Below are 9,491 nucleotides of genomic sequence, written 5' to 3'. Positions count from 1 at the left end.
GCAATGGCTCTGGACTTACAACAACGACCGCCCGAACATGGGCATCGGCGGCATCACACCCGCACAGAAATTGAAAATGGCCGCGTGAATTCTACGGATGCACCCCGTTAAAAATGGGGGGATTACCCTTACACGCGGCCTTGACAGCAGACAGCCAGTTTGGGCTCAGTTATCGGGCGATGACCATACGGATAAGAAGCTTTGGAATATGCACTCGTTGGAGGCGAAAGAACGACTCCGCAACGCAATCTTGTCGGGCAGTGTCCCATTTGCAGAGCTGCGGTAACCACAAAATGTGGTGAAGTCAGGATTTGGCATTGGGCGCATAAGGGCAGGAAGCACTGTGATCTTTGGCACGAGAATGAAACCGAGTGGCACAGATCTTGGAAGCATCGGTTTCCAGCAGCATGGCGCGAAACAATGGTGCAATCAGTAGACGGCACGCGCCATGTGGCCGACATCAAAACGGAAACAGGATTGGTAGTCGAGTTCCAACATTCGCATCTTTCGACAGTCGAGCGGCGAGAGCGTGAATCGTTCTATGACAATCTGATCTGGGTAGTGGATGGACGACGCTTAAAGCGTGACCTGGATTTCTTTGCGCAGATTCGGTTTCACGAGCGGTCGGGCCCCCGGCAGGACGTGGTCCCATTCAATTGGCGGGTACCTCAGATTACTCGACGTTGGGACGAGAGCACTAAGCTTGTCTTCCTAGACTTCCACGACGATCATGTTTGGTGTGTTCCTCCAATCACGAACGTCTGGCGCAAGTACGCGACAAAGATTGCCAAGGAAGAGTTCGTTTCCGCATTGTTGGCAGGCTCACTCCCCACCAGCATTTTCCGCTACGAGCACGTTGAAAGTGTCCCACAGCGTGGGCTGACGCCCGCTTGGTACGGCGCTCGTAAAACGTTGACATGGTGTTGACACAAAATGCGCAAGCAAAAAACCGCCCTTGCGGACGGCTCGTAACTTCTTGATATCGTTGTAATATTCTGGTTGCGGGGGCAGGATTTGAACCTGCGGCCTTCAGGTTATGAGCCGAACGACGCCATAATCGAAAAATATTTTTTATCAATATGTTAGCGAACCTTTCTGGGTTTCCGTCAGAGACTCCTTCACCACTCGGCGACATCAGGAGGCTTTCAGCGTGCTTTGCCCCCAGAAAGCGCCAACGGGCTGCTTCCTGTGGTTGAGGTGGTGTTGAGGTGAAGCTGACAAAGCGTTAATCTCGATTTCTAGGGCCTGACAGACGAGCCATCGTGGCAAACATCAGGCGCTGCGCGCAACTTGTTATCTTAGAGAGAGACAGTATGTTCCTCGTGACCGGCGCTTCTCGCTCTGGCAAGACTTCGACCATCTCCGCGCTAGTTAAGCGCGAGCCAAAATGGAAGCACATAGTTGCTAGCAGCGTGCTTCGGGACATAGGTTGCCCGTTAGTCAACCTCGACACAACGTCTGCCTGGGAAAACCAATTGGCGCTAGCCAAAGAGTTGCGTCGCCGAGGGCTTCTGCATTCGCCTAGAGTGCTCCTCGACGGGCACGCAGTTATAGAGCTAGATGCGAAGCCCTTTCCGATCCAAGATGAAGCGTTCGACGATCTAGCCCCGTACGGCATTGCAACAATCCATGATACAAGAGACCGGATCATTGAAAGGCGACGCGCGGCAAGCAGGCCAAACATATCACAAGCGGAATTAGAACTTCTTCAAGAGAGAGAAATTGAACACTCTAGGTCGCAGGCAGTTCGCCTAGGCATACCGTTCTTGTTGGTCCAATCTGGAGATACTGAGTCGCTCTCAAACTGGCTTCAAAGAATTCAAGCGTGAACCGGCGGCGTCAGAGCCCCATTGAAAACGTGCTCAATACGCCCAGAACCATAGAAATCGGTTACTGTCTCACGATGTTCGAAATCAAAAAAATCGACAAGCTTATAAAACTCGCACATCCGCCCATCCGGCACTGTGAACAGCGGCCGTGGAGTTCCCACCCAAGTAATCGCACTTTCCATCAGCTCACGCGCAATGGCCCGGCCGCGGAATTCTGATGGAACCCAAACAGTACAGATCTTCTTCTCACTCTCGCGTTTTGCGATCACGATGCCACTAATTCGACCATTGTAGGTCGAAGTAAATATACGCCGACTTCCTAGGGCGACTCCGGGCACAACCTTGCCCCAATACCAATGTTTAAAGCCTGGATAGACGGCTTCAAGGTGACGGAGCTCGCACCAGATGGACAAAAGCGGAACTGCGAACGCGTCCGTGGATCCGGCCGCGCGCTCTACAGATGATGCCATGCAGTGGTTTAGGGTCCTCATGACTTCTTCCTACAACATGTGGGCGTGATTAGGGAAGACACTTTCGGAGCCATCATCTGAGCCGCCTGAAGAGCTTGGCATAGCCTGCCCTGCACCACGCGACCCCGCGGGAGATCAAACCAAGAACGCCCCATCCGGCCCATCGCAGGACGAGCAAGGAGACAAGGAGGAGGACGACGAGCATCAGCCACCCCTCCCATCCAGGCGGTGCGACCGGGGTTCCGGCTCGCGACCAATTCACGAGATTCGCGAGCCCAACGGCCAGCGTGCTGCCGAATGCGCCTAGTAGAACCGCGAAGATAAGATAGAGCCAAATGTTGCGGGAAGTAGCTCGGAAACTTGCAAATGCTACGAAGTCCTCGACCGGCCTGTTGTCCTGAGCATCCTCCCGCCAGTGATAGATAACCATCCTATCCGCTAGACGTTCATATTCTGCAACACTCTCACTGCCACCGTTCCGCAACAAATAGTGTCGCCAGAGCTTTCCCTCCAGCCTACGAACTTTACGAAACTGTTTGTGCTGCATCGTAAGTTCATAGCGCAGGTCTCTAATCAAGAAATAGTGGATCTGCCGCACGTAGAACTGCCCATTTCTAGCCAGTTCTGCAATTCTGGTTGGATAGCTGCGTTTCTCATTTAGTCGAAACTCTGTGAGCTCTAGGCGACCAATTATCGGTACTGTAAACTTATCATTGACATTGACCTCTTGGCTAAACAGCTCAGACGCATCCCCCTTGAGATAAAGACGAAAACGAATATAGGAATTTATGCAGCCCTCAGATTGCTGCTGCCGAAGCCGCGCGCACAAGCCCTCCGTAAAGACGATCAATGAACCAGTGGAGCCATCATCATTCTCGAGGCTTTCTACACGGACATCACCGTTCAGCCTAAAATCTACGGAGTGAACGGTTGTGAAGTGACGCCCAGACTCGACCGTTCTATAGTATCGATCTCCCTGATCCCCTAGAGCAACCACTGAATTGAACACCGCATCTAGAGTTTGACCGAACTTTAGCATTTGGCTCAGATCTTGAAGATCATCATTCCCTATTCGGCGCGGAACATACAAATAAAACTGTTTAACTTGCTGGAATGAGCTTCGCACTCTAATTCCGACATCAAGAAAGTTTGTTTCAAGGGATGCATTAAGATCGCGCCATAGGTTGAAATGTAGCTCGACTTCTGGCCGAACAATACCACTTTGTTCAATCCCGAGAATTCGCTGCGCGTCACGAATTATCTCGGCGCCCGTTTCGCGCTCATCGTACCAGAGTGCAAGCGTCCCACCCATTTTTCTCAATCCTGCCAAGATCTATGCAACCACAAAGAGTGGCTCCGAGCCGTGAATGCGCACTGCCACCTTGGCCCCACGCTTCACTCTAGACGCGACGATCGCAGCGCACAACCTGCAGTGATTTCACCTTCAACTTCTTCGTTCGTGCGAGATGCAGCGACCCACTCCGTATCAGACGACCTTTGGCGCAACTATTGCTACCTCGGAAGCGAAGACCATCATTCACTTCACGCACCTTAATGGACCTAGTCGCAGCGGAGCGCCGACCGATGTACATTTTCACAACATAACTCCGCGGGCTCCGGGCCAAAGCCGACAACAACAGGGCCATAGTTGCATGGATAAGTGTTGGCGTTGACGTCGACTTCTGCAAGTCCGGAGAGGTTGTGGCTAGAGCAATTCCGGTCTCCGCCTCCTTTCCGGTCTTCCCGCCATGCTTGCCTTGATCCAGGCGCGAATCCACGCCTCATGTCGGGACGAGCAAGATGGAGCGATGCATGGTCAAGAGGCTGAAACTGAATGAGAAAACCGTCCGCGAGGCGGCGAACCTGGGGCGGGACTACCAGATCTTCGACACGGATGTGCGGGGGTTTTCGGTCACCATCTACCCTTCCGGAAACCGGGCCTTCACGCTGGATTACCGGGTTGCGGGGCGCCAGCGGCGGATGACGATCGGGCGCTGGCCGGAATGGACCGCGACGGCCGCCCGGGAGCGGGCCAAGCAGCTGCGGCGCGAGATCGACGAGGGTGGCGATCCCCTGAGCCAGCGCCAGGCTGCCCGGGAGGCGCCGCGGATCAGTGATCTGATCGAACGGTATCTGGCGGAACACACGCCCAACCTCGCGCCCCGCAGCGCGGCCGACCATCACACCATCATGCACAAGCTGGTCGGCCCCGACTGGAACAAGAAGCTGGTGACGGAAATCACCAAGGCCGATGTCGAGAAGCTCTTGAACAAGATCGCCGCGGGTCGGGCCCGACCGTCGAAGGCGAAGCCCAACAACCGGGCCCGCAAGCTGCAGGGGCCAAAACCCACGCCGGTGCGCGCCAACCGGGTGGGCGAGGTGCTGCGCAAGATGTTCTCGCTCTCCATCGAGTGGGGGATGCGCACCGACAACCCGGCCAGCGGCTTTCGCCGCCGGATCGAGACGGAGCGCGAACGGTTCCTGTCGCTCGAGGAGATCGCCCGTCTGGCCAAGGTGCTGGACGCATGCGAGGATCAGCGCGCGGCCGGGATCATCCGCCTCTGCATGCTGACGGGCGCCCGGGTGGGTGAGGTTCGGCAGGCGCGGTTCGAACAGTTCAACCTCGATCTGCTCAGCTGGTCGAAACCGGCCAGCACGACCAAGCAGCGCAAGATCCACCGCATCCCGATTTCCGACGACGTCGCCGCCATCGTCCGCCAGCGCAGCCTGCTGGTGCCGCGGGGGAACCCGTGGCTCTTTCCCGGCGACACGCCCGGCCAGCCGGTCAAGGAAATCCGCCGGTTCTGGGTCGGGATCCAGAAGCAGGCAAACCTGCCCGGTGTGCGAATCCACGACCTGCGCCATACCTTCGCGTCTCTCCTTGTCAGCGGCGGGGCCTCGCTCGAGATGATCGGCAAGCTGCTGGGCCATTCGCAGATGACGACGACCCAGCGGTATGCGCATCTGATGGACTCGCCCCTCCGCCACGGGGTGAATGCAGTCGCCAGCATTTTCCGGCCGCGGCCGCAGTTGGTCCATGACGCCGACCAGGAGCAGAAAAGCGCCTGATCGCCGCCCTGCCGGTCAGTCCCGCTCGCGCAGCACCCGCCAGATCGGCGCGATCTTCTTCCGCGTGGTGCTTTCCTCGGGGATGTCGCCGTTGGGCGAGTTCTGGGCGAACCAGTCCTGCACCTCGTTGATCAGTTCGCCCTGCGTCGCAGGAAGGCCCCGTTCGTTGATGCGGCGGAACAGCATCAGGTTCACCCCGTCCCAATCGTAGCGCGGCGCGGATCCCGGCGGCGATGCCGGGCGCCGCAGCAGATCGCGCTCGTCCTCGAACTTGTGGACCTCGTCGGCCAGAAGCAGCAGGTCGGTGATCTTCACCAGCACTCCATCGGTCGGGTCGGTGATGAACTGCCACTCGGTGGTTCCCGGAAGCCGGATCCGGTAGACCCGGCATTCCTCATCGCTCGGCCCATGGCGACGAAACATCCGCATCATGTCGGCCGCGCTCACCTGCACGATTCCCGCCACGGGCTGCCTGCCGCAGATGACCGAGGCGATGCTGGTGTTCAGCGAAAGAAGGCCGGTCGCGGACCACCCGGCGACATCGGCAGCAGTGCAACCCCAGCGAGCAGAAATCTCGGTCAGGGAATAGAACGGGCGGGGCGGCAGGTTCATCGCGGCGGTCTCCTTTCTGCAATCGATAAAACCCAGGTCAGAAAGGCATGCGGCAGGGATGCTGTTTGCAAACAGAGACTTGTCGGCGCGTATCTGGATGTCGGCACCATTTCCCCGCCCCTCCCACAGGCGTGCGTTATTGTTCGGGCTGATTGCCCGTCATTGGCCGTTGGGGATCATGGGAATCGCCTTGATCTGACAGGTTCAGGCTACTCGCCTTTCGCGCGAATTTGCACTATCTCACCCTGACAGGTTCGGTCAGGGATCAAGAAGTGTGAACAAGCGTCTGGGTAAAGCCATCGACATCATGCGGCTGGCGGAAGTGGCGGCCGCGCAAGCGGACGGGATCAGCCTGGTGCAGATCACCGAGACCTTCGGCGTGAACCTGCGCACCGCGCAGCGCATGTCCAAGGCGCTGGAGGCAGCCTTCCCCATGGTCGAGATCCGCATCGACAAGGACCGGCGTAAATGGTGGAAGCTGAACGAACAGAAACTGCTCCATGGGCAGGGCATTCGCGACAGCGAATTGTCGGCACTTGAGATGGGCATTCGCCGGGCCGAGCGGGACGGTGCCCTGACCGAGGTTTCGGCGCTGACGTCGCTGCGGGACCGGCTTCTGGCCACCATGCCGTCTTCCCACGCACGCCGCGCCGAGGCGGATGCTGAGGCAGTGCTGGAAGCCCGTGGCCATGCCTGCCGCCCCGGCCCCCGGGCCAAGTACGACCCGCTGATCCTCGGGGCCATCGAAACGGCACTGAAGGGACCGTTCACGATGCAAATCGACTATGCCGGGGCGCAGGACGCCAGCCCGCGGACGCGGCAGATCGAACCCTATGGCGTCCTGTTCGGCATGCGCGGATATCTTATCGCCCGCGAAATCGGGAACGGAACGACCTACAGGCATTTCCGGCTCGACCGGATCCGCAAGGCCCAGCTGCTGCCATCGTCCTTCAAGCGCGATCCGGATTTCGACCTGCGCGCCCATGCCGCGCGCGCCTTTGGGTCGTTCCATTCGGAGGCAGAGCTTGCCCCGGTCGAATGGCGGTTCGCGCCCGCGGCGGCGCCGGTCGCGCGGGATTTCCTGTTTCATCCTGACCAGGAGGTGACGACCGAGGCCGACGGCAGCCTGACCGTCCGTTTCACCGCCGGAGGGTGGCTGGAGATGGCCTGGCACCTCTACCAGTGGGGTGACACCGTCGAGGTGATCTCACCGCCCGAACTGCGCGCCATGGTCGAGGCGCACCGCCGACCGGACTTCCCCGCCCTGCCCTGACACCACACCGCAGGAAGCGCCGGAACGGCCGATGCCCGCTTCCGGACCAGATTCCCTGCCTTCTGCCGATGAATGCGGCTCGAGGCGGCGATCCGCGCTGATCAGCAGAATCAACGCGCCGACAATCACCGGAAATGGCGGAATAGCGCTGGGCGCATCTGCAATTCCGGATTCCGGTCAGGCCAGTAATCCCCAATGAAACTTGGGCCGGAATGGCCCTTGCCAGGCCTGTTCCGGTCTCCGCCTAGGTTCCGGTCCCATCGCTCTGCTTGCCTCGCCCCGTCTCCGGCATCGACCGGGATCTGGATGGGAGTACGAGATGCAGACCACGACCGCTGCCCCCGAGGGCCAGCCCCTGAACCTTCTCGCGGACTGGATCAGCCGCGACCAACTTGCGGGTGAGCTGGGCGTTGCCAGCGACACCCTCGCCCGATGGGAAGCCCGCCACGAAGGCCCGCCCTGCACCCGCATCGGGCGCAAGGTGTTCTATCGGCGCACCTCGGTCGAGGCTTGGATCCGCGCGCAAGAACAGGTCCGCCCCGCGCCGAAAACCCGGGGGCGGCGCTGATGGCCGCCCCGCATCGCCCCGCCCGGCGCCCTGCGGTCGATCCCGCCTGGCGCGCGCAGCGTCTGGCCGAGGCGCGCACCGTCGTCGCCAATGTCGCACGACATTCCGATCACCTCGTCCGCCTCGCCTGTCAGGTGCTGACCACCCACGGCCAGTCGGAACGCGAACGCCGCGATGCGCGGGCCCTGCTCTTCGCCATCGAGGCCCGATGCCCCGCGCGCCATCGGCGCGCGCAGGCCCTCGACCCAGAGGTCCGCCGATGAAGCGCCGTGGCACCCCCGAGGCCGATCTGCAGCGCGCCGTCGTGCAGGCGCTGCGCATCGCCCTGCCCCGCTCGGCCATCATCCATCACTGCGCCAATGAGGTCACCGAAGCCGGGCCCCGCGGGGCCAAGCGCCAAGCGATCCTTGTCGGTATGGGCGTCCATGCAGGTTTCGCCGACCTGATGGTGATCTGCGACGGCCGCGTGCTGTTCCTCGAGCTGAAGGCGCCGAAGGGGCGGCTGCGGCCGGAGCAGGAGGCGTTCCGCGATGCCGTTCTGGCGCAGGGGTTCGGCTGGGCGCTAGTGCGGAGCCTTGACGATGCGCTGGGCGCGTTGGCGGACCATGGGTTCACCACGCGCATCGCCCCTGCCCCGCGGAGGCCCGCGCCATGAGCCACGAGGCCACCAACTGGGCCATCAAGCAGCGCGGGTTGAAGCCCACGACCAAGATCGTGCTCTGGCACCTCTGCGACCGGTTCAACCCTGATTACGGCTGCTTCCCCTCGCAGGACCGGTTGGCGCACGACTGCGAGATAAGCCGATCCACACTGAACGATCACCTTGGCCAGCTCGAGGCCGTGGGCCTGCTGCGGCGGGTGCCGCGGCTCGACCCCGTGACCAAGCGCCAGCTGCCCACCCGCTACATCCTGGGGTTCGAGCCGGGCTTCACACCCGTGGCTGTGGTGCCGTGTCCGGAAATCGGACACGGGGACGACGGCGCCGCGGAAAGCCTCGACGAAGCCGATGGTTGTGATGTCGACGGCATGGCCGACGCCCTGCCGTGTCCGGATTTCGGACACGGAGAAGACGCCGGAGCCGTGTCCGATTTTCCGGCCGAGCCGTGTCCGGAAAATCCCGAAAGCCGTGTCCGGAATTCGGACACTAACCCTGTAAGGGAACCTCTAAGTAAACCAGTAAAGGAGGAGGAGGGCGCGCAGGCGCGCGAGACGATTTCCGATGAGGTTTTCGGGGACCTGCTCGCAGCACTCGGCCTTGACCCCGACGCCCTGCCCGGCTGGTGGCAAGGCTGGCCACCGCGGCTGCACGTCCAGCGCTGGCGCGACGAACTGGGCCTGACCGAGGCGGAGATCATTGCGACGGCCGAGGCCAGCCGCGAGGAGCATCCCGAACCGCCCGATGGACCGAAGGCGCTGGACCGCGCCATGCAGCGTGCAGCAGGGCGCAAGGTCGAGGATGCCGGGCGGAAGCACCGGAAGCCCAAAGCGTCCCCTGCCTCTGCCCCGTCGGCAAAACCGATCACCGACCTCCCCGCCTTCTACGCCGATCTGGTCAACTCCGACCGCTACCTGCCGGTCAGCGCGATCAGCAACACGATGCGCGACGCCATGCTGGCCCGGGGGCTGGTGACGCCTGAGCGCCTGCGCGAGCGCGGGGTGCGGTGAATGGC

At 60.8% G+C, this 9,491-nt stretch carries 10 protein-coding genes and 1 pseudogene; 8 read left to right on the top strand and 3 right to left on the bottom strand.

Going from position 1 to position 9,491, the window contains the following annotated elements; genetic code table 11:
* Window positions 1-201 precede the first annotated feature (201 nt).
* A pseudogene (locus tag FOA17_RS20420) lies at window positions 202-336 on the top strand (competence protein CoiA family protein); the annotation flags it as partial.
* Window positions 337-420: 84 nt separating this feature from the next.
* Window positions 421-927, top strand: coding sequence for a hypothetical protein (locus FOA17_RS00985; protein WP_476729688.1), 507 nt, complete (start codon window positions 421-423; stop codon window positions 925-927).
* A gap of 892 nt (window positions 928-1,819) precedes the next feature.
* On the opposite strand, the gene FOA17_RS00980 is transcribed toward FOA17_RS00985, so the two are convergent.
* The gene (locus FOA17_RS00980) at window positions 1,820-2,299 is read right to left on the bottom strand and encodes a GNAT family N-acetyltransferase (RefSeq protein WP_203232241.1); all 480 of its coding nucleotides are present in this window, start codon (window positions 2,297-2,299) and stop codon (window positions 1,820-1,822) included.
* Window positions 2,300-2,372: 73 nt separating this feature from the next.
* Window positions 2,373-3,611: a hypothetical protein gene (locus tag FOA17_RS00975; protein WP_149139648.1), complete on the bottom strand. Its 1,239-nt coding sequence runs from the start codon at window positions 3,609-3,611 to the stop codon at window positions 2,373-2,375.
* Between the two features lie 500 nt (window positions 3,612-4,111).
* On the opposite strand from FOA17_RS00975, the gene FOA17_RS00970 reads away from it, so the two are divergent.
* The gene (locus FOA17_RS00970) at window positions 4,112-5,368 is read left to right on the top strand and encodes a tyrosine-type recombinase/integrase (protein ID WP_149139647.1); all 1,257 of its coding nucleotides are present in this window, start codon (window positions 4,112-4,114) and stop codon (window positions 5,366-5,368) included.
* Window positions 5,369-5,383: 15 nt separating this feature from the next.
* Here the strand turns inward: FOA17_RS00970 and FOA17_RS00965 are convergent, their stop codons facing one another.
* Window positions 5,384-5,980, bottom strand: coding sequence for a hypothetical protein (locus tag FOA17_RS00965; protein ID WP_062562686.1), 597 nt, complete (start codon window positions 5,978-5,980; stop codon window positions 5,384-5,386).
* Between the two features lie 274 nt (window positions 5,981-6,254).
* Between FOA17_RS00965 and FOA17_RS00960 the strand changes: the two genes are divergently transcribed.
* The 5 genes from FOA17_RS00960 (at window position 6,255) to FOA17_RS00940 (ending at window position 9,486) form a co-directional block, all read left to right on the top strand.
* Entirely contained in the window at window positions 6,255-7,253 is a 999-nt protein-coding gene (locus FOA17_RS00960; protein WP_149139646.1) for a helix-turn-helix transcriptional regulator, read from the top strand.
* Between the two features lie 319 nt (window positions 7,254-7,572).
* Entirely contained in the window at window positions 7,573-7,821 is a 249-nt protein-coding gene (locus FOA17_RS00955; protein WP_043133696.1) for a helix-turn-helix transcriptional regulator, read from the top strand.
* A complete protein-coding gene (locus FOA17_RS00950) occupies window positions 7,821-8,084 on the top strand; it encodes a hypothetical protein (protein ID WP_113900834.1) in 264 nt (87 codons plus the stop codon). Before FOA17_RS00955 ends, FOA17_RS00950 begins: the two co-directional genes overlap by 1 nt.
* Window positions 8,081-8,476, top strand: coding sequence for a VRR-NUC domain-containing protein (locus FOA17_RS00945; RefSeq protein ID WP_149139645.1), 396 nt, complete (start codon window positions 8,081-8,083; stop codon window positions 8,474-8,476). The genes FOA17_RS00950 and FOA17_RS00945 overlap by 4 nt, the downstream gene beginning before the upstream one ends.
* Window positions 8,473-9,486 (top strand): helix-turn-helix domain-containing protein, encoded by a 1,014-nt coding sequence (locus tag FOA17_RS00940; protein ID WP_149139644.1) that lies wholly within the window; start codon window positions 8,473-8,475, stop codon window positions 9,484-9,486. The genes FOA17_RS00945 and FOA17_RS00940 overlap by 4 nt, the downstream gene beginning before the upstream one ends.
* Window positions 9,487-9,491 lie beyond the last annotated feature (5 nt).

This window comes from Gemmobacter caeruleus, assembly GCF_008271655.1.
GTDB lineage: Bacteria > Pseudomonadota > Alphaproteobacteria > Rhodobacterales > Rhodobacteraceae > Gemmobacter > Gemmobacter caeruleus.
This window is presented reverse-complemented; position numbering and strand designations above follow the sequence as displayed.

Bases quoted from the DNA above. Each gene is read 5' to 3' on its own strand.
- FOA17_RS00980 (WP_203232241.1), bottom strand. From the start codon at position 2,299: ATGGCATCATCTGTAGAGCGCGCGGCCGGATCCACGGACGCGTTCGCA.
- FOA17_RS00945 (WP_149139645.1), top strand. From the start codon at position 8,081: ATGAAGCGCCGTGGCACCCCCGAGGCCGATCTGCAGCGCGCCGTCGTG.
- FOA17_RS00950 (WP_113900834.1), top strand. From the start codon at position 7,821: ATGGCCGCCCCGCATCGCCCCGCCCGGCGCCCTGCGGTCGATCCCGCC.
- FOA17_RS00955 (WP_043133696.1), top strand. From the start codon at position 7,573: ATGCAGACCACGACCGCTGCCCCCGAGGGCCAGCCCCTGAACCTTCTC.
- FOA17_RS00985 (WP_476729688.1), top strand. From the start codon at position 421: ATGGTGCAATCAGTAGACGGCACGCGCCATGTGGCCGACATCAAAACG.
- FOA17_RS00965 (WP_062562686.1), bottom strand. From the start codon at position 5,980: ATGAACCTGCCGCCCCGCCCGTTCTATTCCCTGACCGAGATTTCTGCT.
- FOA17_RS00970 (WP_149139647.1), top strand. From the start codon at position 4,112: ATGGTCAAGAGGCTGAAACTGAATGAGAAAACCGTCCGCGAGGCGGCG.
- FOA17_RS00940 (WP_149139644.1), top strand. From the start codon at position 8,473: ATGAGCCACGAGGCCACCAACTGGGCCATCAAGCAGCGCGGGTTGAAG.
- FOA17_RS00975 (WP_149139648.1), bottom strand. From the start codon at position 3,611: ATGGGTGGGACGCTTGCACTCTGGTACGATGAGCGCGAAACGGGCGCC.